Origin of the sequence: Blautia sp. HCP28S3_G10 (genome assembly GCF_052065235.1) — a bacterium.
Lineage (GTDB): Bacteria > Bacillota > Clostridia > Lachnospirales > Lachnospiraceae > Blautia_A.
In genome coordinates this window covers 51,971-75,344 of the sequence record NZ_JBQHUL010000013.1, presented here as the reverse complement: position 1 = coordinate 75,344, position 23,374 = coordinate 51,971, and the positions used below count along the sequence as shown (strand labels likewise).

Annotated in this window: 18 protein-coding genes; 1 reads left to right on the top strand and 17 read right to left on the bottom strand. The window is 43.8% G+C overall.

Features of this window, described 5'->3' with window-relative positions; all coding sequences use genetic code 11:
• Positions 1 to 74: 74 nt before the first annotated feature.
• From ACTNB8_RS07440 to ACTNB8_RS07390, 11 genes are all read right to left on the bottom strand, one after another.
• Positions 75 to 1,307 carry a glycosyltransferase gene (locus tag ACTNB8_RS07440; protein ID WP_441053594.1) on the bottom strand — a complete coding sequence of 411 codons (1,233 nt, stop codon included), beginning with the start codon at positions 1,305 to 1,307 and terminating at the stop codon, positions 75 to 77.
• Positions 1,308 to 1,434: 127 nt separating this feature from the next.
• Complete coding sequence (locus ACTNB8_RS07435) at positions 1,435 to 2,685, bottom strand: nucleotide sugar dehydrogenase (protein ID WP_441053591.1); 1,251 nt, start codon at positions 2,683 to 2,685, stop codon at positions 1,435 to 1,437.
• A 15-nt stretch (positions 2,686 to 2,700) separates the two neighbouring features.
• Complete coding sequence (locus ACTNB8_RS07430) at positions 2,701 to 3,750, bottom strand: NAD-dependent epimerase/dehydratase family protein (RefSeq protein WP_441053589.1); 1,050 nt, start codon at positions 3,748 to 3,750, stop codon at positions 2,701 to 2,703.
• A 384-nt stretch (positions 3,751 to 4,134) separates the two neighbouring features.
• Complete coding sequence (locus ACTNB8_RS07425; protein ID WP_441053587.1) at positions 4,135 to 5,289, bottom strand: glycosyltransferase family 4 protein; 1,155 nt, start codon at positions 5,287 to 5,289, stop codon at positions 4,135 to 4,137.
• Positions 5,290 to 5,393: 104 nt separating this feature from the next.
• Positions 5,394 to 6,848, bottom strand: a complete 1,455-nt coding sequence (locus ACTNB8_RS07420) for a sugar transferase (protein ID WP_441053585.1) — start codon at positions 6,846 to 6,848, stop codon at positions 5,394 to 5,396.
• 224 nt (positions 6,849 to 7,072) lie between these two features.
• Complete coding sequence (gene spoIVA / locus ACTNB8_RS07415; protein WP_441053584.1) at positions 7,073 to 8,542, bottom strand: stage IV sporulation protein A; 1,470 nt, start codon at positions 8,540 to 8,542, stop codon at positions 7,073 to 7,075.
• A gap of 78 nt (positions 8,543 to 8,620) precedes the next feature.
• Complete coding sequence (locus ACTNB8_RS07410) at positions 8,621 to 9,181, bottom strand: Fe-S-containing hydro-lyase (protein WP_296155231.1); 561 nt, start codon at positions 9,179 to 9,181, stop codon at positions 8,621 to 8,623.
• Between the two features lies 1 nt (position 9,182).
• Positions 9,183 to 10,025, bottom strand: a complete 843-nt coding sequence (locus tag ACTNB8_RS07405) for a fumarate hydratase (RefSeq protein WP_441053582.1) — start codon at positions 10,023 to 10,025, stop codon at positions 9,183 to 9,185.
• A gap of 173 nt (positions 10,026 to 10,198) precedes the next feature.
• Entirely contained in the window at positions 10,199 to 11,887 is a 1,689-nt protein-coding gene (locus ACTNB8_RS07400) for a [FeFe] hydrogenase, group A (protein WP_441053580.1), read from the bottom strand.
• A gap of 15 nt (positions 11,888 to 11,902) precedes the next feature.
• Positions 11,903 to 13,774 (bottom strand): NADH-ubiquinone oxidoreductase-F iron-sulfur binding region domain-containing protein, encoded by a 1,872-nt coding sequence (locus ACTNB8_RS07395; RefSeq protein ID WP_441053579.1) that lies wholly within the window; start codon positions 13,772 to 13,774, stop codon positions 11,903 to 11,905.
• Positions 13,771 to 14,250, bottom strand: coding sequence for a complex I 24 kDa subunit family protein (locus tag ACTNB8_RS07390; RefSeq protein ID WP_296155238.1), 480 nt, complete (start codon positions 14,248 to 14,250; stop codon positions 13,771 to 13,773). Before ACTNB8_RS07390 ends, ACTNB8_RS07395 begins: the two co-directional genes overlap by 4 nt.
• 420 nt (positions 14,251 to 14,670) lie before the next feature.
• On the opposite strand from ACTNB8_RS07390, the gene ACTNB8_RS07385 reads away from it, so the two are divergent.
• Entirely contained in the window at positions 14,671 to 16,176 is a 1,506-nt protein-coding gene (locus ACTNB8_RS07385) for a 4Fe-4S dicluster domain-containing protein (RefSeq protein WP_441053577.1), read from the top strand.
• A 113-nt stretch (positions 16,177 to 16,289) separates the two neighbouring features.
• Here ACTNB8_RS07385 and ACTNB8_RS07380 read toward each other — a convergent pair whose 3' ends face one another.
• From ACTNB8_RS07380 to acsV, 6 genes are all read right to left on the bottom strand, one after another.
• Positions 16,290 to 17,102, bottom strand: a complete 813-nt coding sequence (locus ACTNB8_RS07380; protein WP_441053576.1) for a glucosaminidase domain-containing protein — start codon at positions 17,100 to 17,102, stop codon at positions 16,290 to 16,292.
• Positions 17,103 to 17,105: 3 nt separating this feature from the next.
• On the bottom strand, positions 17,106 to 17,960 hold the full coding sequence (locus tag ACTNB8_RS07375) for a bifunctional 5,10-methylenetetrahydrofolate dehydrogenase/5,10-methenyltetrahydrofolate cyclohydrolase (protein WP_441053575.1): 855 nt from the start codon (positions 17,958 to 17,960) through the stop codon (positions 17,106 to 17,108).
• Between the two features lie 31 nt (positions 17,961 to 17,991).
• Positions 17,992 to 18,621: a cyclodeaminase/cyclohydrolase family protein gene (locus ACTNB8_RS07370; protein WP_156353044.1), complete on the bottom strand. Its 630-nt coding sequence runs from the start codon at positions 18,619 to 18,621 to the stop codon at positions 17,992 to 17,994.
• A gap of 315 nt (positions 18,622 to 18,936) precedes the next feature.
• Positions 18,937 to 20,622: a formate--tetrahydrofolate ligase gene (locus ACTNB8_RS07365; RefSeq protein WP_296155245.1), complete on the bottom strand. Its 1,686-nt coding sequence runs from the start codon at positions 20,620 to 20,622 to the stop codon at positions 18,937 to 18,939.
• 80 nt (positions 20,623 to 20,702) lie between these two features.
• Positions 20,703 to 21,416 (bottom strand): DUF3786 domain-containing protein, encoded by a 714-nt coding sequence (locus ACTNB8_RS07360; protein WP_441053574.1) that lies wholly within the window; start codon positions 21,414 to 21,416, stop codon positions 20,703 to 20,705.
• Between the two features lie 23 nt (positions 21,417 to 21,439).
• Positions 21,440 to 23,368 (bottom strand): corrinoid activation/regeneration protein AcsV, encoded by a 1,929-nt coding sequence (gene acsV / locus ACTNB8_RS07355; protein WP_441053572.1) that lies wholly within the window; start codon positions 23,366 to 23,368, stop codon positions 21,440 to 21,442.
• Positions 23,369 to 23,374 lie beyond the last annotated feature (6 nt).

Here is a 23,374-nt window from a genome sequence, read left to right as displayed (position 1 = left end):
TACTTTATTCAGTTTTCAATGTGCAATTTTAATTTATATTGAACGCTCACAAGAGCATATCAATCTTTTTCTCATCAGATTAGATTATCCGAGTTTTCGGACAGTCTCCCCCGGTAAATTGGGACGAGCTTCTCATAATAAGAATCCAGGTCGTCTCTCTCAAGGTTCAGGCAGGCTTTTGCATATTCCTCAACCTTATCAGGGTCATTCCACAATTCTCTGATGATAGATGCCAGTTGTTCGGAATCCTTGCTAGTAAATAGTCTCCCATCAATATCATCTGTAATCAATTCAGGAATTCCACCAACATTCGCACCAATAACCGGTGTCCCCAAACTTTGTGCTTCAACAATTGTTAATCCAAAAGGCTCATACCATTCTGATGGAACAACGCAAAACTTTGCTTCACGAATCAGCTTTTCCAGTGCTTCACCTTTCTGGAAGCCAACATTCTGGATGTTGCTTACACCATTCACCTTATCTTCCAGCGAACCAGTACCGGCGAAGATGAACTGCACATCCGGCAGTTCCTTGCAGACCTTGATGAGTGTGCCGATGCCTTTCTCCTCGGAAAAGCGGCCGAAGTACAGGACGTAGTCTTTCTTCTGCACGTCCTTCCATTCCACCTTATCGATGAAGTTGTGCATTGCCACGGTTTTGGTAGCAAACAGCGGATTGCTGTCCATCTTGTTCTTCATGAACTCGGAGCAGCAGATCATCGTGTCGATGTACTTATAAGTTCCTTTCAGTTTCCAGAACTCTGCTTCCATCGTGCCGATGACGGACTTTGCCGTCGAGCCGTGGATACATTTGCCCTTGGTACAGTTCATAAAGTGACCGCCGAGGCACTTCTCACAGTTCTGATGCGTTACCGGGTTATTCAGCATATGGTTCGGACAGACGAGCTGGTAGTCATGCGCCGTGAAAACGATCTTACAATCCTTTCCAGTCTCTTTCCTCCACTTGACGATCTCCAAGATGATCGAAGGGGTCAGCTGGTAGTTGAAGTTATTCAGATGGCAGACATCCGGCTGGAAGTCATCCAACACCAGCCGCAGCTTCTTCCGGGCCTCACTGCTGTAAATGGTCTTAATCGGGTAGGTCAGCTTCGACAGCTTGCTGCCGCCGTGGAAATCCATATCGGACGTATAAGCATTGACCCGGTTGCCGACACAGCGGCCTTTATGGTCCATACCGAAGAACTGGACCTCGTGACCGTGCTGTTCCAGTGCCTCACCCAGTTTAAAAATGTAGGTTTCTGATCCACCGTTGGCGTGCAGAAATTTGTTACAAAGCAAAATTCGCATATTTTGATTCCTTATCGTTGTTTTTTCTTTCACAGCTTTCAATTTCTTATTAGCATTAGTATAAGTAATTCAATACTTATCCTTCAGTCATTCACTTCAGCATACATATTTCCTTGTACGTCCTGTTTCAGTCTCTTCCAAACAAATCTCTCGTGTAAACTTTCTCTTTCACATCATCCAGACACTTGTCATAGCGGTTTGCAATGATAGCTTGGCTCTGTTTTTTGAACTTATCCAAGTCATTTACAACCACAGAGCCAAAAAATTTCTCTCCATCCTTCAAAGTCGGCTCGTAGATAATAACAGTTGCACCCTTTGCTTTGATGCGTTTCATGACACCTTGGATAGAGCTTTGGCGGAAGTTATCGCTGTTGCTCTTCATGGTCAGACGGTAAACACCAACCACGACCTCTTTTTCCTTGCTCTTATCCCAGCTATCATTAGCCTGATATGCACCGGCAATTTCCAAAACACGATCTGCAATAAAATCTTTACGAGTGCGGTTACTTTCCACGATTGCTTCAATCAGATTTTCCGGCACATCGGCATAGTTTGCCAGTAGCTGCTTGGTGTCTTTCGGCAGACAATATCCACCATAACCAAAAGATGGGTTATTATAGTGACTGCCGATTCGAGGATCAAGGCAGACACCATTGATAATCTGCTGCGTATTCAGTCCCTTCATCTCAGCATAGGTATCCAGTTCATTGAAATAAGACACACGCAGTGCCAGATAAGTATTCGCAAACAGCTTAACAGCCTCTGCTTCCGTGAATCCCATGAATAGGGTGTCAATGTTTTCCTTGATTGCACCTTCTTGCAGGAGTTCTACAAAAGTATGTGCCGCTTTCACCAGTCGGGCATTCTCCACATCGGTGCCGACAATGATACGAGAAGGATACAGATTATCATAAAGAGCCTTGCTCTCACGCAGAAACTCCGGACTGAAGATAATATTGTCGCAGTGGAACTTCTCACGCACAGATGCTGTGTAACCAACCGGAATGGTACTCTTGATGACCATGATGGCTTCCGGATTATACTCAATCACCAGCTTGATAACTGCTTCAACAGCTGATGTGTCAAAAAAGTTTTTCTTGCTATCGTAGTTTGTAGGTGCTGCAATAACTACAAAGTCAGCATCAATGTATGCTTCCTTCGCATCCAAAGTTGCAGTCAGATCCAGTTCTTTCTCTGCCAGGTACTTTTCAATATACTCATCCTGAATCGGAGACTTCTTGTTGTTAATTAGTTCAACTTTCTCCGGAATAATATCCACAGCTGTAACATGATGATGCTGGCTCAACAACGTAGCAATGGAAAGGCCAACGTAACCTGTACCGGCCACAGCAATTTTCAAATCCTTAAACTCTCTCATTTTTCTATCCTCTAATTATTTATAAAATTCTGCATACCACTCAGCGAACTTCCGCAGACCTGTCCGCAGGCTAGTCGAAGGCTTATATCCGAAGTCCCGCTCCAAAGCACTGGTATCTGCATAAGTAACAGGTACATCACCCGGTTGCATAGGAACCAGTTCTTTGTGAGCCTCGAAATCGTAATCTTCCGGCAAAACTCCTGCACGAACCAGTTCCTCGCTCAGAATCTGCACGAAATCCAGCAGGTTTTCCGGATTCTGGTTGCCGATGTTGTAAACTGCATACGGTGGAATCGGCAAACCATCCTCGCCGTCCTTCTTATCCGGAGCCTTCTTCATCACGCGAACAACGCCTTCTACGATGTCATCCACATAAGTAAAATCACGCTTGCAGTTGCCGTAGTTGAAGATCTTGATGGTTTCACCCTTCACCAGCTTGTTAGTGAAGCCGAAGTAAGCCATATCCGGACGACCAGCGGGACCGTACACCGTGAAGAAGCGCAGACCGGTGGACGGGATATTGTACAGCTTAGAATATGCATGAGCCATTAGCTCATTAGATTTCTTGGTTGCTGCATACAGTGAAACCGGATTATCTACCTTGTCATCCGTGCTGTACGGAACCTTCTTATTGCTACCGTAAACACTGGAAGAAGAAGCATATACCAGATGCTCCAAATTCTCACAATGACGGCAGGCTTCCAAGATATTAAAAAAGCCGACCAGGTTGGATTCCACATAGGCATCCGGGTTGGTGATGGAGTAACGCACACCAGCCTGTGCTGCAAGGTTCACGACTACCGCGGGCTTATACTTCTCAAACAGCTCTGTAATCAATGCTTTGTCAGCGATATTGCCTTTCACAAAAGTGAATGTGGGATACTTGGCCAGCTCATTCAAACGGAACTCCTTCAGAGCAACATCGTAGTAGGCATTCATGTTATCGATGCCAATAACTGTTGCAGAAGGAGCCTCCTGATAAATTCGTCTTACTAGATTTGATCCTATAAATCCAGCCGCACCAGTTACTAAAATTGTTTTATTTTCTAAGCTAACAATACTCATATTTCTGATTCCTCAATTTTTGATTTTTATAACTTCATTCGACAGATAAAGATTTTCAATTCCTTATCGTTGTTTTTTCTCCGTGTTCCTCGCTCTGTTTCCCACCCTGCGTTTGTATGATAAAGTCATAGTCGTTTCCGAATCTTAATGATTAACGAGGTGCTATATCATAATGCAGGGTGTGATACTTAAAAGGCTGATGATAACATCATCTGCTCTATACGAAAGTAGGTAGTGATACTGAAAATGGAGGTCTTGCAGTTTGAAGAGCGGTGGATTTATCGTATTACCGCTATTTTCTAAGCATTTTCACTATGTACATCTCACTACCTGCTTTCGGTCAGAGGAGATTATTTATCATCAATACTTTCATTTTTCACAACCTTATTTCCTATATAATTTCAGTGTTCTTTCTACAACATCATCCCAGTTGTATTTTCCACAGATAAAATCAGCTGCTTCTTCTTTCATCTGCATCACCTTTTTCGGTTCACTGCACATCTGCTGCAGTTTTTCTTTCAAATCATTTACATCTGATTTTTTGAATATAAATGCTTTATCTTCTACAACAGAAGCACATTCATCTATATCTGACACCAGACAGCAGTTTCCATAACTCATTGCTTCCAGGAGACTTAATGGCATTCCCTCAAGATCGCTTGGAAGTGTGTATACATATGCATTACTGTAAAGCTCGTCCAGCTCTTTTCCCTGAACAAATCCGGTAAATATAATTCTGTTATCATCTTTTGCCATCTCCTGTAATTCTCTGGCAAATTCATCTGTATCAGAGCTTCCGCCTGCAATGACAAGTTTTTTATCTGTATCCACTTTCTTAAACGCTTCAATCAGATATCTGAGTCCTTTCTCCGGTACGAGTCTGCCAAGGAAAAGAATATAGTCATCTTTTTTCAATCCATGATTTTTCTGTATAATATCAGCTTCCCGGATTACCGGTCTGTTTACGCCATTCGGTATAAATCTGGTTTTTCTTCCATATGTATCAAGGAAATATTGCTGAACTCCTTCACTGAGTACAATGATTTCGTCTGCAAACTTAACTGCACATTTTTCTCCAAGCATTATGTATGTGCTGGCAAATTTCCCCCATTTGGCTCTCTGATGATCCAGACCGTGAACTGTTGCCACACATCTTTTGCCAAACAGTTTCGGCAGCCACATCATTGCACAGGGACCTTCTGCATGAAAATGAACTACATCATATTTTCCAAATGCTGCTGCAACTGCTGCAAAAAATGATGCACTCATTGCTGCCAGACCTTTTTTATCGATTGTTGGAACGTATTTCATCTGACAGTCCTTATATGTTTTCAGTTTCTTGCTGTCAAATTCTTTCCCGCTGACATGGTGTCCGCTTCGGTTGTATACAGTTACCCTGTGTCCCAGTTTCGCCATACGGACTGACAGTTCTTCAACTACGATCTCAATTCCACCCTGACGGCTTGGTATTGATTTATGTCCTAAAACCGCAATTCTCAATGGTTTTCCCAGTGCTTTTTTATTATGTTCAATACTCATTCCACATACATTCTTTCTTATATTTATAACTTATCTAATTACATATTTTATGGTTTTGCCCACCGCCCCACGGCGAGCAAAACCATCCTCTGATTTCTATTCAGTTATACCGACCCTTCATGTTTCACCACTGCCACAACAGTCTTCAGAAGGATCCTGATGTCCAGTCCGATATTCCAGTTTTCGATGTATTCTTTGTCCAGGCGTACGACTTCCTCGAAGTCTGTGATATCGCTTCGACCACTTACCTGCCACATGCCGGTGATGCCTGGCTTAATGGCAATCCGGGCACGGTGGTGAAGTTCATACTGCTGAAGTTCGTCCTGCAGGATCGGTCTTGTACCCACCAGGCTCATAGTGCCGTTCAGGACATTCCAGAACTGCGGAAATTCATCCAGCGATGTTTTGCGGATAAATTCTCCAATGCCTGTCTTGTGGGAACCGTCCGGCAAAACTTTGTTTCCGATGACCCGGGGATCGAAATCCAGCTTGAACATGCGGGCATCGCTCATTTTGTTCTGGTCCATCAGTTCTTTTTTGCGCTCTTCCGCATCCATGTACATACTGCGGAATTTGTACATCTTGAATGGTTTTCCGTTTTCTCCGATTCGCGTCTGGGCGAAAAAAATCGGTCCCGGAGATGATATGTAAATGATCGGTCCTACAAATATTGTAATAATTCCTGTAAGGATACAGCCTACCAGACCGCCTGTGATATCCAGGATTCTTTTTGCAAGAATCTGTCTGTCTGTGGCATAGTTCATAGTTGTTGTCAGCACTGTATAACCGCCGATTTTCTCTACAAACTGTTTCTGGCCTGTAGTATTTTTGACTTTTGCAAGGTTCATGTGTATGACCATTCCCATTTCCAGGAGCTCATCATGAAGTTTATGGGGATATTGGTGATCCGGCGAAACATTGATCAGTACTTCATCAACCCACTGCTGGCAGATATATGCTGCTGCATCATCAAGACCTGCCACTACTTCAACTCCGTCAATAACCTGTCCGGTCATATCTTCATCAACAATTACAAGGCCATTGATGTTATATCTGTTATAGTTGTATTTGCGGACTTTATCAATAACATGTTCCGCAATATCCCTCGATGTAATAATATAAAGTGAGTGTTCTCCACCTTCCGCCATCTTGATACGAATATGTTTTTTCCATTTCAGTCTGGTTACATAGGTGAAGAGAAGATAAAGTCCTCCAAACAAATAAAGAACAATTCGCGAGAAGTTATGGCCGTTGTCAATAGAGAACAGAAACAGTGCCGAAGTTAATTCTATACAGAGCATCTGTTTGATTGCTGCATTCAGTTCCTGATAATATCCTCTTCTGATAACGCCATGAAAAAATTCAAATACACTGACAGACAGAAAATCCATCACAAGAGCAAAGACCAGTGTATACAGATAAATTCTGTTTCTGATCATTCCATAGAGACTTCCGTTTCTGACCATGTAAGCAATTACAAAAGCCAGAAACATACAAAGCATATCCAGCACAATAAAATCCTTATGCTTGTACCAGCCTTTTGACTTACGTTTGTACATTTTTCTTTTCCTTCCCTCTGTTTATCTCACATACTCCAGGTTTTCATTATATCAATACATAATCTGACATAATCTGACCTGAATCTATTTTATTTTAGCATAGCTGTTATGCTGTGTAAAGATACCAGAAATGACGTTACTTACCAAAAAAATGTATGTATTTTCTTTCCTTATTATATTGTTCACACAAAAACAGCCGGTCTCATAAAAACCGGCCGCATTTCTTATATTATTATGCAGACCATACCGCCTTTGCTGTCGTTGACGATTTTCTGCATGGTATCCTGAAGTTTCACCTGACTTTCTTCTCCTATGGCCATGATCTTGCTTCGGATTCCGTCCTGCACAAGCTGCTCGATAGATTTTCCGAAAATATTTGTCTCCCAGATGCTTTCGCCTCTCTGACTGCTTTCTCCGATATATTCTATGAGATCTTTTGCCTGCTGCTCTGTTCCTACGATTGGTGCGATCTCTGTGACAATGTTTGCTTTGATCATATGAATGGACGGACTTTTTGACCGGATTTTTACCCCGAATTTATTTCCCTGCCTGATCACTGACGGTTCATCCATTTCGATTTCTTTCAGTTCAGGTACTACAACTCCATATCCTGTACTCCGTACAGATTCCAGGGCATCCTGTACTTTTACATACTGCTCTTTCATCTCTGCAAGTTCTTTTATTGTGTGGATCAGGTCATATTCGCTTTCCATGGAAATTCCGCTGAGTTCGCTCAAATTCCGGTAATAATATTCTTCTTTTACCTGTATGCGGATTTTTACGATTCCGTTTGAAAGGCTCACGTCTTCCAGCAGGGTGTCCTGTATGCAGGCTGAATGGAGTTTTGCAGTTTCTTTTGTGATGTCCCGCAGGTGGGTCATTCCGGACATCATTGTCCTGATTTCATCTGTGATCTGTTTTTTTATTTCGTGATCTGCGGAAAGCATCTCGATCCATTTCGGTATAAAGAACTGTATTTCGCTGACCGGAAATTCATATAATATGTTTTCAAGAATTCTGGATACATCTTCTTTTCGCAGCTGTTCGCAATTGGCAGTGATTGCTGTCACGCCGTATTTTTCCTGAAGATTTTTTGCAAGCTTGAGTGTTTCTTCTTTGTACGGCATCTGTGAATTCACAAGAATCAGAAATGGCTTCTGTTGTTTTTTCAGTTCGCTGACTGTTTTTGCCTCAGCCTCTAGGAAATTTTCCCGCGGCAGTTCTCCGAAGCTTCCATCTGTGGTAATCACAAGTCCTATGGTTGCATGTTCTTCGATGACTTTTTCTGTTCCAAGCTGTGCTGCGTCATGAAATGGTATTGCTTTTTCGGACCAGGGTGTTTTGACCATGCGTTCTTTGCCGTCTTCTATGTGCCCGGCGGCATCTTTTACCAGAAATCCCACGCAGTCTATGAGTTTCACGCGGACTTTCTGATCTTCGCCTAATGTTACGGGCACTGCTTCTTTGGGGATGAATTTGGGTTCTACTGTTGTGATCAGTTTGCCGGAACCGCTTAATGGCAGCTGATCGCGTACTTCATTCTGCAGTGACGGTTCTATCCCAGGAAGTGCTACCAGTTCCATAAATCTTCGGATAAAGGTTGATTTGCCAGTGCGTACAGGGCCTACAACGCCTATGTATATATCACCGCCGGTACGTGCCTGAATATCCCGGTAAACCTGAAAATTTTCCATAAAAAAAGCCCCCTTGCATATATTCACACAATCCCATGTATTGTTATAAATATATGCGGATGGGGGTTGATTCATGTCTCAGGCTTTGCGGTTGCGTAAATATTCTTTCCTGCCTTCTTCGTAGAGGTTGTTGCCTTCGCTGTCGATGATGACTACCAGTGGCATTTCCTCCACATAAAGTCTGCGGAGCGCTTCGGACTGGAGGTCTTCGTAAGCCACAAGTTCTGCTTTTTTGATGCATTTTGCAAGGAGGGCTCCTGCTCCGCCGATGGCTCCGAAGTATACACCTTTATATTTTTTCATAGCTTCTACCACTTCCGGAAGGCGGGCACCCTTGCCGATCATTCCTCTTGCGCCTACGGACATCATGGTCGGTGCATAGGCATCCATTCTTCCGCTGGTTGTGGGGCCTGCGGAACCAATGACCTGTCCTGGTTTTGCGGGGGTAGGTCCTACGTAATAGATGGTCGCATCTGTCGGGTCGAAGGGAAGTTTCTCGCCTCTTGCAAGGGCTTCGCACATTCTTTTGTGGCCTGCATCACGGGAGGTATAGATAGTTCCTGTCAGATATACGGTATCTCCTGCATGAAGTGTCTCTGCAAGTTCTTTTGTTAATGGTAAAGTAATATGACGTTCCATCTCAGATCACCTCCGTTTTGTGTCGTGTCACATGGCAGCTGATATTGATCGCACATGGCATTCCTGCGATATGTGTGGGCATTGTTTCAATGTTCAGTCCGATGGCTGTTGTGCGGCCGCCAAATCCCTGTGGTCCGATTCCAAGTTCATTGATCTTCTGCAGCATTTCTTTTTCGAGATCTGCATAATACGGATCCGGGTTAGATGTGTCTACCGGACGCATGAGGGCTTTTTTCGCAAGGAGAGCTGCTTTGTCAAAAGTTCCTCCAATTCCGACTCCCACTACCATTGGCGGGCACGGATTCGGGCCTGCTGTTTCCACTGTCTCGAGAATGAAGTCTTTGATTCCCTGGATTCCGGCTGACGGTTTGAACATGCGGATTGCACTCATGTTTTCGCTTCCGAATCCTTTCGGTCCTACAGTTACTTTTATCTGTTCTCCTGGTACAATCTCTGTGTAAAGCATGGCCGGAGTGTTGTCTCCTGTATTTCCTCTGCGGACAGGATCTTTTACTACGGATTTGCGGAGATAGCCTTTGTCATAACCGCGGCGTACTCCCTCGTTTACTGCTTCTGTGAGATCTCCATCTGTGATATGTACGTCCTGTCCGATTTCCAGGAATACGCAGGCCATTCCTGTATCCTGACAGATCGGCACCTGTTCGTTTTCGGCTATCTGGTAGTTTTCGATGATGTTGTCAAGAACACCGCAGGCGATCTCTCCATCCTCGCACGCACGACAGGCTCCGATTGCTTTTTTGATGTCTTCCGGAAGCACCTGGTTGGCTTCGATGCAGAGATGTTCAATAACGTCTGTAATTGTGGAAGCTTTTATTTCACGCATGGTTTTTGCTCCTTTGTATTTTTGTTTTTATTTTAGCCTATTAAAGTATTTTATGCAAGAGGTACAAAAAACTGAGGTATCTCAGCCGCTCAAACTGAAATACCCCAGCTCTTATTATATCTCCATCATACTCTCAATGAATATGATACCTGCGATTTGTTTCGTTTCCGGTATTAATAGAATTCATTGTGAAGGAGTTCATGCTCCTTGCCTTTGAGAAGTCCCTGATAAAGTTCCAGTACAAGTGGGTTCTCATCGGATTTCTTGATGATCATGGTGTTGTCTGCGTTGTACAGTCCTTTTGCTCTGGCTGCTTTTGTTCTGTCACCGGCTCTTGTCGGCTGACCGCCACCCATGATACATCCACGTCTGCATGCCATTACTTCTATCAGATGATATTCTGCTTCTCCGTTCTTCACACGCTCCATAACTTTACGTGCATTGGCAAGTCCGCTTGCTACACAGATCTTAACCTCCATTCCATTATATGGAACTGAAAACTCTTTGATTCCCTCATCTCCACGGACTCCACATTCAGAAATATCTTTCATTACTTCTTTGCTGTGTGCTGGTGAAAGTCGACGAAGAACTGCCTCTGTAACACCACCTGTCACACCAAAGATAACGCCACCGCCGGAACCGAATCCAAATGGCATATCGCATGCTTCCGGATCAAGAGATGCAAAATCAAGGCCAAAGTTATCGATCATGCGGAGGAGTTCTGTAGTTGTGATAACAATATCTGTATCCTGCTCGCCCTTGGTAAAGCTGTTCGGACGTTTTGCTTCTGCTTTCTTGGCTGTACATGGCATAATGGAAACCATAACAGTCTTCTTGCCTGCTGCGTGTTCCGGATCACGGAAGTATTCCTTGATAACAGCTGACATCATTCCCTGTGGCGAACGGCAGGTAGATACATTCGGAACAAATTCTTTATACTGATCAGTTACAAATTTTACCCATGCCGGACAACAGGAAGTCAGAAGCGGAAGGTTTTCCCCTGTTTCCACTCTCTTCAGGAATTCTGCTGTTTCTTCCATAATAGTAAGGTCTGCACTGAAAGTAGTATCATATACTTCGTCAAAGCCCATACGGTGAAGAGCATTTACGATCTTGCCCATTACACTGCGGCCTTTCTGCATTCCATAATGATCTCCTACTGCAACTCGTACAGCTGGAGCGATCTGTGCAACTACACGTGTATCCGGATCTGCCAGTGCTTCCCATACTTCGTCCATATTTGTACGGATAGAGATAGCTCCTGTCGGACAGAATACACGGCACTGTCCGCAGTTTACACACTGTGTCTCGGAAATTTTCTTATTAAATGCCGGCATAACCATGGCTTCTGTTCCACGGAACGCAAATCCAAGTGCACCGATTCCCTGAAGTTCCTCGCAGGCACGTACACAGTTTCCACAGAGGATACATTTGTTCGGATCACGGACAATGGATGGTGAACTTGTATCCAGATCATGATGTTCTCTTGTATTTTCAAAGCGTACATTCTCTACACCAAGACGGTGAGCCAGTTCCTGAAGAATACATTCGCCGCTCTTCACGCAGGTTGTACAGTCTCTGCAATGTGCTGCAAGGAGAAGCTCTACGATAAGTTTACGATATTTTTTGATTTTGCCGGAATTGGTATAAATTACCATTCCGTCTCTGGGTTCTTCTGAACATGAAGCAAATGTTCTGCCTCTGTCATCTTCTACTGTACATAAACGACAGGCTCCAAATGTGGATATCTCTGAGTGGTAGCACAGTGTGGGGATATTGATTCCTGCGTTACGGATAACAGCCAGGACGTTTTTTTCATCGGTAAATTCCACTTTTCTACCGTCTATTGTCATTGTTCCCATAAGTTGCCCTCCTTCCTATGCTTCCACATAAACCGCATCAAAGTTACAGTTATCTTTACATGCACCGCACTTAATGCAAAGGTCATTGTTAATATGATATGGATGTTTGATCTTTCCGCTGATTGCTCCGGCCGGACAGTTCTTTGCACATTTACCACATCCAATACAGAATTCAGGATTGATGTGGAACTGACGAAGAGCTGTGCAGACTTTTGCACGGCATTTCTTGTCGCGGATATGTTCTTCATATTCATCGCGGAAGCGTTTCAGGGTACTGATTACAGGAAGCGGAGCACTCTTACCAAGTCCGCAGAGAGCCATTTTCTGTACCATTGTAGCAAGTTCTTCCAGTTCATCGAGATCAGACATCTCGCCCTTTCCTTCTACAATACGCTCGAGAATCTCAAGCATACGTTTCGTACCTTCACGGCACGGAACACATTTACCACAGGATTCTCTCTGTGTAAAGCTCATGAAGAAACGCGCAACTTCAACCATACAGGTGTTCTCGTCCATAACTACCAGACCACCGGAACCCATGATCGCATCCAGTTTCTTAACGGAATCAAAATCAAGAGGACGGTCAAGCTGATCATCGATCAGACATCCACCGGAAGGTCCACCGATCTGTACGCCCTTGAATGCCGCGCCACTCTTAAGTCCTCCACCGATATCATAAATGATATGACGAAGATTTGTTCCCATAGGAACTTCGATAAGACCTGTATTTTCGATGGCACCGGTAAGTGAGAATGTTTTTGTTCCCGGACTTCCCTCTGTACCGATAGTACGGAACCAGTCAGCACCTTTGAGAATGATCTTCGGAACGTTTGCATATGTCTCTACGTTGTTCAGAACTGTAGGTTTTTCCCACAGACCCTTTTCTACAGTACGCGGAGGTTTGACACGCGGCATACCTCTGTTTCCTTCGATGGAAGCTGTAAGCGCAGATCCTTCACCACATACAAAAGCACCTGCACCGCGGTTGATATGTAAGTGGAAATTGAATCCTGAACCGAGGATATTATCTCCCAGAAGTCCGTAAGCCTCTGCCTGCTCCATTGCCATATGAAGACGTTTAACAGAAAGCGGATATTCTGCACGAACATAAATATATCCATTCTCAGCTCCAACTGCATAAGCGGCAATGATCATACCTTCGATCATCTTATATGGATCACCTTCCATTACAGAGCCATCCATAAATGCACCCGGGTCACCTTCATCACCGTTACATACAACATAACGCTCTTTTTCTTTCTGGCGTGCTACCTGAGACCATTTCTTACCAGCCGGGAATCCTGCTCCGCCTCGGCCACGGAGACCTGATTTCGTTACTTCATCAATAACCTCCTGAGGAGTCATATCGAAGAAAGCTTTTGCCATAGCCTGGAATCCGCCCGCTGCAATATATTCATCTATTGATTCTGCATCAATATTTCCACAGTTTTCAAGAACAATTCTAGTCTGCTGGTTCAGGAAAGGAATATCGGACGGATGTGGACAGACTGTGTCATGATCACAGTAGAAAAGTCTTGTGATCGGTTCGCCTTCCATAATTGTACGTTCTACGATTTCTTTGCAGTCTTCTACCTGAACATGAACATACTGATAATCATATGGTTCGATTCTTACCAGAGGTCCAAGTTCACAGAGTCCCTGACAACCTGTTTTTACAACACCGATATGTGGAACATCTTTCTGCATTTCAACACTTACCCAGTCAAGATTTCTGCAGAGACTTTCCATTTCGTCATAAATCTTCTGAGCACCGGAAGCAATACAGCCGGTACCTGAACAGACAAGAACTCGACAGGTAAAAGATTTCAGGGTATTCTGGGCTTCAGCCTGCTTCTTGAGCAGATCTTCTTTATTCATAATACTCATACGCTCTCACCTCTCAATTCATTCAGCAGCTCAACAGCTTTCTCCGGGTTCATCTTGGGATGTACTTCGTCATTTACAGTAAGTGTAGGTGCTAATCCGCATGCACCCAGACATGATACTGTCTCTACCGTAAAAAGCATATCATCTGTGGTATGCTTCTTATGACTGAGACCAAGTTCTTTCATTAATGCTTCCTTTACAGGCATGGACTTTCTTACATGACATGCAGTTCCATCACAGACTTTGATGACATATTTGCCTTTTGGTTCAAAAGAAAAGTTCTCGTAGAAAGTCGCAACACTGTACGCTTTGGCCTCAGTAACTCCAATCTGGGATGCCACATACGTCAGAAGTTCACCTGGCAGATAACGATATTCAGCCTGAATATCCTGCATAATTGGGATCAGGGACGCTGCTTTACGTCCATAATGCTCAATTATCTCATCTGTCTTTTTGTAATAAGACTGGTCTAACATTCGTTTCCCTCCTTGTTAAATAATGTACACGTTCTATGCAAATAGTTTTGTTTATTTTGCACATTTCGGTTGATTTTAATTATACATTATATGTTTGATTTTAACAAGGTAAATATTGAAAGTTTTTCATTAATTATGTGTTTTTTGCATTTTTTTCTCATTTTCGTGATTTTATTAACATATTTCACAATTTTTTATCAAGCTTTCATTTCCGGCCGCCATCTGATTATCCTGATCTGATGCCCGTCACTCCGGTCATTTACAGGCTTTGTGCATGTAAAAGTACAATAAATATCGTTGATTTTACCTGATATTTACTATATCATAAGGATCGGTAGATGATAAAATTCTTCAATAGTTTCATGCGGTAAACTATTGTCTTAATTCTAAAATCAATAAAATCAGAAAAGGGGATAAAATATGAGATCATACGATACTCCTGTCAGAGCGATCCGACACAAAGTATTTGAAGAAGTTGCCAGAATTGGTTTTGAATCCACTGATGAGACTCTGATCCATGATATTGAAGCCATTCCTTATAATATTGTGGAAGAAAAAGCAAAATACCGTGAAAGCATTTACAGAGAACGTGCAGTTGCAAGTGAAAGAGTCCGTCTTGCAATGGGTCTTTCCCTCCGTCCGGAAAACAAAGCTGTCCACCTGACAGATGGTCTTGCTGCAAGCAACATTGACGAAAAATATTATGAACCGCCTCTTATGCAGGTTATTCCTTCTGCATGCGCAGCATGTCCTTCCAATAAATATGTTGTCAGCAATATGTGCCGCGGTTGTGTTGCGCACCCATGTGTGCAGGCATGTCCTAAGGGCGCTATTTCCATGAAAAACGGCAAATCACACATTGACCAGAGCAAATGTATCAAGTGCGGCAAATGCAAAAATGCATGTCCATATGATGCCATCTCCCACAATATCCGTCCATGTGAACAGGCATGTGGTGTCAAGGCTATCGGAAGCGACGAGCAGGGACGTGCAAGTATCCTTCAGGACAAATGTGTATCCTGTGGTATGTGTATGGTTAGTTGTCCTTTTGGTGCTATTTCTGACAAATCACAGATTTTCCAACTTGCTCACGCTCTTCGTAAAGGTGATAAAATTACGGCAATTGTTGCTCCTGCATATATCAGTCAGTTTGGCGATGATGTTACTCCTGCCAAATTCCGTACTGCTCTGCAGGTGCTTGGATTTGAAGATGTCCATGAAGTTGCTTTTGGTGCTGACGTAGGTGCGATTTCTGAAGCGCATCATTATGCAAAAGAAGTGGCTACCGGCAATCTTCCGTTCCTTCTGACTTCCTGCTGCCCTTCCTGGTCCATGATGGCGAAGAAATCTTTCCCGACCATGATCGATAATATTTCCCAGGAACTGACTCCTATGGTAGCGACAGCTCGTAAAGTCAAACAGGAAAATCCGGATACAAAAGTTGTTTTTATCGGTCCATGTGCTTCCAAAAAGCTTGAGGCCATGCGCCGCACAGTACGCAGTGATGTGGATTTTGTTGTAACGTTTGAAGAACTTGACGCTATGTTTGATGCAAAAGAAATCGACCCGGCTTCTTTTGAAGATGAAGGTTCTCTTCATGATGCTACTGCAGCCGGCCGTGGCTACGCAGTCGCAGGTGGTGTTGCAGGTGCTATTGAAGCCTGTCTGAAAGAATATTACCCGGATGTTCCGGTTCATATTGAGCATGCAGAAACCCTCGCCGACTGCAAAAAAGTCCTCGCTCTTGCAAAAGCAGGCAAGCTGAAAGGCTGCATGATCGAAGGTATGGCATGCCCTGGCGGATGCATGGGTGGTGCAGGAACAAACGTTCCTTTCGCCAAATCTTCCAAAGAACTTAAGAAGTTCCTTGCTGCTTCCACAAAGAAACTTCCACCAAAAGAACTTCGCGAAGTGGGACTCGAGTGAAGAGTTTCCGGCTAAAGCAAAAATCACCAGCTTCGGAGGCATCTCATATCTGTATGAGGTGACCCTGGCCGGTGATTTTTTGTTTTGTAATATCTGTATGTAGATTCTGAACCTTATTCTGCTTTCAGTTCAGCAAGTAGTTTTCGTAATTTTTCTCCGTAATTGGCACCTTCTGCCCAACCGACACCATCCGGGTTTTCTTTCTGGCCGAGCCATTCAACGTATGGTGCGGAAGATCTTTTTACCATGTCAAATCGTGTATCTACGCAGTCCTGGTTAAGTTCTTCATCACACGCATATGCTTTCAGATGCTGTACCTGTGCACGGATCCCGGTTCTGACGTCAGGATAAGAAACTCCTGCCACACCGCCTCCTGTAGTTCCAAGGCCGGCGAAATTGTACTGGGTCACTCCTGAATCACCCCCATACTGCAGCCATCCTGTTTCCAGCATTGCCTGTTCAAACACCACTTCTCCACGAACTCCCTCTGCATTTGCCTCTTCAAGAATGATCGTGCAGAAATCATCTATTGTTGTGGCTCCGCCATCTCCCAGGACTGCTGACGGATACTCAACATTTCTTTCATTATACTGTGATGTCATCTGTGCGAGAGATACCGTAGTCTCTCCCATTACTGTATAATAGCCATAAGTATTATCTGTAGAATCATCTATAAAATCAGGATCTGATGTAAAATCCGGCGCCTTAAGAGACTCCGGTTTATGAATCTGCCCTTCCTCTGAATGATCTGCCTCTTCTGAGGCACTTTCTGTGGAAGAACTTCCAAAAACACTTTCTTCTGAAACGGTGACTAATTCGACATTTTTCTCTGTATCTCCGAAAGCCAGACAAGGTGCCCCCACAATAAGGGCACCCGTCAGGACTATCTGAGAACAAAAGAGCACTGCTTTTTTGTTTCTGATCATTTATTATTTATTAACCTTTCTCATTGCTGCTTCTACAACATGTCCAACAAGAACAGATGTTGTAACGCTTCCAACTCCGCCAGGAACAGGTGTGATAGCATCAACGATCGGCTCTACTGCCGCATAGTCAACATCTCCGCAGAGTTTTCCTTCTGCATTTACGTTGATACCTACATCGATGATAGTCTGTCCTTCTTTTACATAGTCAGCGCCAACAACTCCGGCACGTCCTGCTGCAACGATCACGATGTCTGCTTCTCTTGCTACAGATGGCATATCTACAGTTTTTGTATGGCAGATAGTTACAGTAGCATTTTTCTTAACGAGCATCATAGCTGCCGGTTTTCCTACAACAAGGCTTCTTCCGATAACTACTGCTTTTTTGCCTGTGCAGTCGATTCCGTAATGATCAAGGATTTCCATACATGCCTGTGGTGTACATGGCGGGAAACCGATCTTTTTGCCTGTGAATACACCGGACATGGAAAGATCTGTCATGCAGTCTACGTCTTTTTCTGCTGCAAGTGCGTTCTCGATCACTGCCTGATCCAGATGTTTCGGAAGTGGACGGAACAGAAGTACGCCATGGATATGGTCATCTTTGTTTACTTTGTCAATTGTTGCAAGAAGTTCTTCCTGTGTAACGTCTCCCGGAAGAAGGATCTTTTCACATGCTACGCCAAGTGTTTCGCAGCGTTTTGTAGCTCCTCTTTCATAAGAGATATCACTTGGATTCTCGCCGACACGGATAATGCAGAGTGTAGGATTTACTCCTTTTCCCTGTAATTCTGCAACGTTTGCTTTGATTTTTTCGTTAAGTGCTGCTGTTACTTCTTTTCCTAATAACTGTTTAGCCATTTTTTATTTCCTCCACATATATTAGTTTATATTATTTTAATCTGCCAAGAACACTGTCAAAGGTCTCATCTGCAATCTTTGTATATTTTTCAAGCATTGCGTCTGCCTTCTTGTTCAGTTCTTCTGCATATTCTCTGTCCGCCATGGATTTTGTATTGATATAAACGTTAAGGCTCGCACCTTTCAGGGCTGCCTTGCAGAATGCTGCGCCAACGCCGGCATCACTGATTGCAAGTTTGGAACCTTTTGCTCCGAATTCAACGATCAGTTCAATAGCTTCACAGCACTTTTCCATAATTTCCATAGGTACGGAGCATGCATCTTTCAGAACGATCTCCATAACACGTGCTTTTTCAGCTTTTTCTTCTTCTGTTTCTCTCGGCATTCCATATGCTTTGGAAAGTGGTTCAAAAACTTCTGCATCTCTCTCGATCAGACGAAGGAAATCTTTCTGAAGCTGGTCGCATTTTGCTTTCAGCTCCCACATTTCGTCTTCTACGTCTGCATATTTCTTTTTGCCTACTGTCAGGCTGCCTACCATGTTTCCAAGCGCTGTTCCGACAGCAGCTACGAGTGCAGAAGCACCGCCGCCCCCTGGAACCGGAGCTTTGGAAGCAAGTACTTCAACGAATTCTGTGCATGTACTTGTTGAAAATCCCATTTTTTCTCCTCCTGAAAAAATTGTTTTAAATAAAGAGTTTTTTTCTTAAATTCTATTTTACATATTTGAAACCTGAGGGGGACCATCTCATAGTTGCGAAGGCCGAAGGTCCCCCTCAGACTCCCCCTTCTTGGCCACCGCAAAGCAAGCGAACGCTGTTTTAAATATTTTTACAAACGTGACTGATACTGAAAATTTTAAAGTTTAAGAAATATTTTCGGCGTGGCCCGGTGGGGAGTGCGAGGGGCGAACGGCCTTCGCAACTGTGAGTGCCCTCCCCTAGCAAATTTTTTTGTTTTTTCTTTTTTTAAAAAATCAGAAAAGTCCTGTGATTTTTCCGGTTTCATCTACATCGATGCGCTCTGCAGCCGGTACTTTAGGAAGTCCTGGCATGGTCATGATCTCGCCTGTCAGGGCTACGATGAAGCCTGCTCCTGCGGAGATCTTCAGGTTACGTACTGTAACTTCAAAGTCTGTCGGCGCGCCCAGTTTGGTCTGGTCATCTGTTAAGCTGTACTGTGTCTTTGCAACGCAGATCGGGCAGTTGCCAAATCCCATAGCTTCCAGCTGTTTTGCCTGTTTCTGTGCGTTTGCTGTAAGTACAACTTTCTTGCCGCCATAGATCTTCTGAACGATCTGGTTCAGTTTATCTTCGATGGAGCCTTCCAGTTCGTAGGAATATGTGAAGTCATTTGGTTCTTCACAGAGACGGATCACTTCTTCTGCAAGTTTGATTCCGCCTTCGCCGCCTTTTGCCCATACTTCGGAAAGTGCTACGTTTACGCCGAGCTCTTTACATTTTGCTTCTACGAAGTCAAGCTCTGCCTTTGTATCTGTCGGGAATGCATTGATCGCAACAACGCATGGAAGTTTGTAAACATTTTTGATGTTGCTTACATGTTTCAGAAGGTTCGGGATACCTTTTTCCAGTGCTTCCAGGTTTTCGTTGTTCAGATCAGCCTTCGGCACACCGCCGTTGTATTTCAGTGCACGTACAGTTGCTACGATAACAACTGCGTTCGGGTGCAGCCCTGCCATACGGCATTTGATGTCGAGGAATTTCTCAGCACCGAGGTCAGCACCGAATCCTGCTTCTGTGATTGCATAATCTGCAAGTTTCATGGCCATTTTTGTTGCTGTTACGGAGTTACATCCGTGAGCGATGTTTGCGAATGGTCCACCGTGAACGATTGCCGGTACATGCTCCAGTGTCTGAACAAGGTTTGGTTTCAGGGCATCTTTCAGAAGTGCTGTCATAGCGCCTTCTGCATGAAGGTCACCAGCTGTTACCGGTTTCTGCTCTGCAACTTTTCCGTATGTATATCCGATGATGATCCTGGAAAGTCTTTCTTTCAGATCTTTGATGTCGCTTGCCAGGCAGAGAACTGCCATGATCTCGGATGCAACTGTGATGTCATATCCGTCTTCACGCGGCATTCCGTTTGTCTTTCCGCCGAGTCCGTCTACTACGTTACGAAGCTGACGGTCATTCATATCCACGCATCTTCTCCATGTGATCTTACGTGGGTCAATGTTCAGTGCGTTGCCCTGGAAGATATGGTTGTCGATCATTGCTGCAAGAAGGTTGTTTGCTGCTCCGATCGCATGGAAGTCACCTGTGAAATGAAGGTTGATGTCTTCCATTGGAACTACCTGTGCATATCCGCCGCCTGCTGCGCCGCCCTTAACACCGAATACCGGTCCGAGGGATGGCTCACGAAGAGCAACCATAACGTTCTTGCCGAGTTTCTGCATACCATCTGCGAGACCTACTGTTGTGGTTGTTTTTCCCTCACCTGCCGGTGTCGGGTTGATAGCTGTTACCAGGATCAGTTTGCCGTCTTTCTTTTCTGTTTCTTTCAGAAGGTTGTAATCGATCTTTGCTTTGTATTTTCCGTACTGCTCCAGGTATTTGTCATCAATACCTGCTTTTGCTGCGATTTCTGTAATCGGCTGCATTGTGCACTCCTGTGCAATTTCGATGTCACTTTTGAATCCCATAAAAGTTACCTCCTTGTTTTATGCACATTTTTATAAAAAGGCTACCCGCCCTTTTTTCATATTTTGTTTCGTTGTAGTTCTCAAAGAACTTTGGCAAATGCTTTCAGTGATCCTATGATCACATCACCCATAACAGCCATGTCTTCTGCCTGGAAGGATACAGGAAAATTATCCGAAAAAAGTATCTGGGAAGACGGCGGAAATTCATCATCACCCTCCCACAGAATCATCTGGATCAGATATCCCGGAAAAATTTCCATCTGGTATGCCACATCACCGTGTTTCACAGGTTCACTGTGAATATGTTCCATAATAGCTTTGAAATCCTGGATACGGTTTCCATAAGAAAACGCAAGTCTCTTGATGCAGCGTCCGTCAAACTGTCTCAGATACACTTCTCCCCATGGCATTTCACGGTAGGTTTTGAACTTACCGGTTCCCTCTGACAGTGCTCCTCCAAGAAGAAAACGTATCGTCAGAATTCTGGCGTAGATCATTTCTTCCAGGGGATAATATCCAAGGTCGTCCACTTCATGAGTGACCTCAAACTCCGGCCAGGAGATATGATAAACAGTTCCAAGGAACTTAAGTGTCAGTGTCTGGTTACTCTCATCATATGGTATCCCCAGACGGTGAGCGATTTCTTTTGAATCAGCTTCCTGATACTCTTTCAGGTAATGTTCCCATGGCATACGCTCTTTGCTGTCTTTTTCGTAACCAAGTCTGTCACCTACAGTAGCTTTTTCTTCTGTCTCATTCTGTATATCTTTTATGTCTTTTACGTCAGAACTCATAACACACCTCTGTATTTTTATTTTTATCTCTGATGTACATTTGGGAACATATTTGTATCTGTATGAGGGATAAAACATGCTCCTACAAATTCATCCATGTATGTCGGAACTGTTGAAAGTTCCATGTATGTCATATTGGAAGCCAGCTCGTAAGTTTTCTTCTCCGCCGGTGTGGAAAGAAGCATCAGATACGCACCTGTCAGAGAAGAGTTTCCGATATAATGGAATTTCTCAAGAGGTACATCAGGGAACATTCCGATGTTGACTGCATTCTGCATATTAATTCCACTTCCGATTCCACCTGCAACATAGACATCGTCAATCATGGATACATCAAAGTCAAGTGAGGAAAGCATTGTTCTGATTGCTGAGAAAATAGCTCCTTTTGCACGGATAAAGTTGTCAATATCAACTTCTGTGATCTCAACATCCTTAACAGATCCTGCTTCCTCTTCAAATGCGATCACATAACTTCCCATTCCATAATGGTCATGACGGACTCTCTTTCCTTCACGGACAAATTTACCCTTCGGGTTGATAATTCCAGTCATAAATAGTTCACTGATCACATCAATGATACCGGAACCGCAGAGTCCCACAGGTTTTGTTCCAGGTTCTCCGACAACTTTGTATGTAGGTTCCATTGTATCTTTATCAATAGTACAGGCCTCGATAGCACCGTCTGTAGCTCTCATGCCACAGCTGATATCTCCACCTTCAAATGCCGGTCCTGCAGAACATGCACAGCTCATCATAAAGTCAGAATTACCGAAAACAAGCTCGCCGTTTGTTCCAAGGTCAATGAACAGTGAAAATTCAGGTCTGTTCCAGATCATACTTACCAGTGTACCTGCTGTGATATCCCCACCTACATAACTTCCGATATTCGGAGCCATGATAATGTGGGCATCCTGATTTATTTCAATTCCCACATCGGAAGCAAACATAGAGTTTGTTTTGAAGAATGCAGGAATGTATGGTTCCTGGCGAAGATAATCTGCATTGATCCCCGCAAACAGATGGTTCATGGTAGTGTTGGAAGCAACACACATCCTGTAGATTTGTGATTCAGGAAGGTTAATGCTTCTGCACATTTCATGGATCATAGGATTAATGGTCTCTTTGATCACCGCATCCTGAAGTTTCTTAATTCCGCCTGGTTTTGTTGTTTCAATAATTCTGTTGATAACATCTGCACCATAACGGATCTGTCCGTTTCCGGAAGAACTTTTTGCCAGGATCTCTCCTGTTTCCATATTAATGATGACTGCTGAAACGGTTGTTGTACCGATATCAACTGCCAGACCACCTACAATTACCTCCTGACTGCTGTCAAAAACATCATACACAAACATATCATCAGGAGTTGTTCTTACAACGCATTTCACCGAGAAATTGCTTTTTCTCAGCACATCCGGAAGTTTACGCAGTACTGCATAAGGAACTCTTACCCTCTTAAGATTCATATACTTACGAAGTCCTCTGGTAAGTCGTTCCACATCCGGCATGGTATCATCCAGTGAAGGAGCATCCATTTTTACTTCTATAACATCCAGGCTGTTTTTCAGCTTGATTCCTGCTTCTTCAACCTGGTTTTTTGCATTTTCAAATATGGCAATCTCTTCTTTGGAACTGAGATCTGCCACTTTCATTCTATTTTTATACGCAGATGCAATATCCGGAACTATAACTTCCACATCTGCTGTAATTTTGCTCATGCATGCCAGACGCCATCCGACTGCATATTCTTCATCAGATATATGAAGTGTTTTTTTGGAGTCCAGTTCACCGCTTTTTAACTGAACTCTGCATTTTCCGCATGCCCCGTTTCCAGAGCACGGTGCATCAATAGCTACGTTGGCACCACGTGCTACCTCCAGCAGATTATCCCCCGCATTGGCAAATGCTTCTACCCTATTGCCATCTTCAAATGCAAATGTCACTTTAAACATGGGGTT

Coding starts and splice junctions, on each gene's coding strand:
- ACTNB8_RS07440 (WP_441053594.1), bottom strand. CDS start 1,307: ATGCGAATTTTGCTTTGTAACAAATTTCTGCACGCCAACGGTGGATCA.
- ACTNB8_RS07435 (WP_441053591.1), bottom strand. CDS start 2,685: ATGAGAGAGTTTAAGGATTTGAAAATTGCTGTGGCCGGTACAGGTTAC.
- ACTNB8_RS07430 (WP_441053589.1), bottom strand. CDS start 3,750: ATGAGTATTGTTAGCTTAGAAAATAAAACAATTTTAGTAACTGGTGCG.
- ACTNB8_RS07425 (WP_441053587.1), bottom strand. CDS start 5,289: ATGAGTATTGAACATAATAAAAAAGCACTGGGAAAACCATTGAGAATT.
- ACTNB8_RS07420 (WP_441053585.1), bottom strand. CDS start 6,848: ATGTACAAACGTAAGTCAAAAGGCTGGTACAAGCATAAGGATTTTATT.
- spoIVA (WP_441053584.1), bottom strand. CDS start 8,542: ATGGAAAATTTTCAGGTTTACCGGGATATTCAGGCACGTACCGGCGGT.
- ACTNB8_RS07410 (WP_296155231.1), bottom strand. CDS start 9,181: ATGGAACGTCATATTACTTTACCATTAACAAAAGAACTTGCAGAGACA.
- ACTNB8_RS07405 (WP_441053582.1), bottom strand. CDS start 10,025: ATGCGTGAAATAAAAGCTTCCACAATTACAGACGTTATTGAACATCTC.
- ACTNB8_RS07400 (WP_441053580.1), bottom strand. CDS start 11,887: ATGGGAACAATGACAATAGACGGTAGAAAAGTGGAATTTACCGATGAA.
- ACTNB8_RS07395 (WP_441053579.1), bottom strand. CDS start 13,774: ATGAGTATTATGAATAAAGAAGATCTGCTCAAGAAGCAGGCTGAAGCC.
- ACTNB8_RS07390 (WP_296155238.1), bottom strand. CDS start 14,250: ATGTTAGACCAGTCTTATTACAAAAAGACAGATGAGATAATTGAGCAT.
- ACTNB8_RS07385 (WP_441053577.1), top strand. CDS start 14,671: ATGAGATCATACGATACTCCTGTCAGAGCGATCCGACACAAAGTATTT.
- ACTNB8_RS07380 (WP_441053576.1), bottom strand. CDS start 17,102: ATGATCAGAAACAAAAAAGCAGTGCTCTTTTGTTCTCAGATAGTCCTG.
- ACTNB8_RS07375 (WP_441053575.1), bottom strand. CDS start 17,960: ATGGCTAAACAGTTATTAGGAAAAGAAGTAACAGCAGCACTTAACGAA.
- ACTNB8_RS07370 (WP_156353044.1), bottom strand. CDS start 18,621: ATGGGATTTTCAACAAGTACATGCACAGAATTCGTTGAAGTACTTGCT.
- ACTNB8_RS07365 (WP_296155245.1), bottom strand. CDS start 20,622: ATGGGATTCAAAAGTGACATCGAAATTGCACAGGAGTGCACAATGCAG.
- ACTNB8_RS07360 (WP_441053574.1), bottom strand. CDS start 21,416: ATGAGTTCTGACGTAAAAGACATAAAAGATATACAGAATGAGACAGAA.
- acsV (WP_441053572.1), bottom strand. CDS start 23,368: ATGTTTAAAGTGACATTTGCATTTGAAGATGGCAATAGGGTAGAAGCA.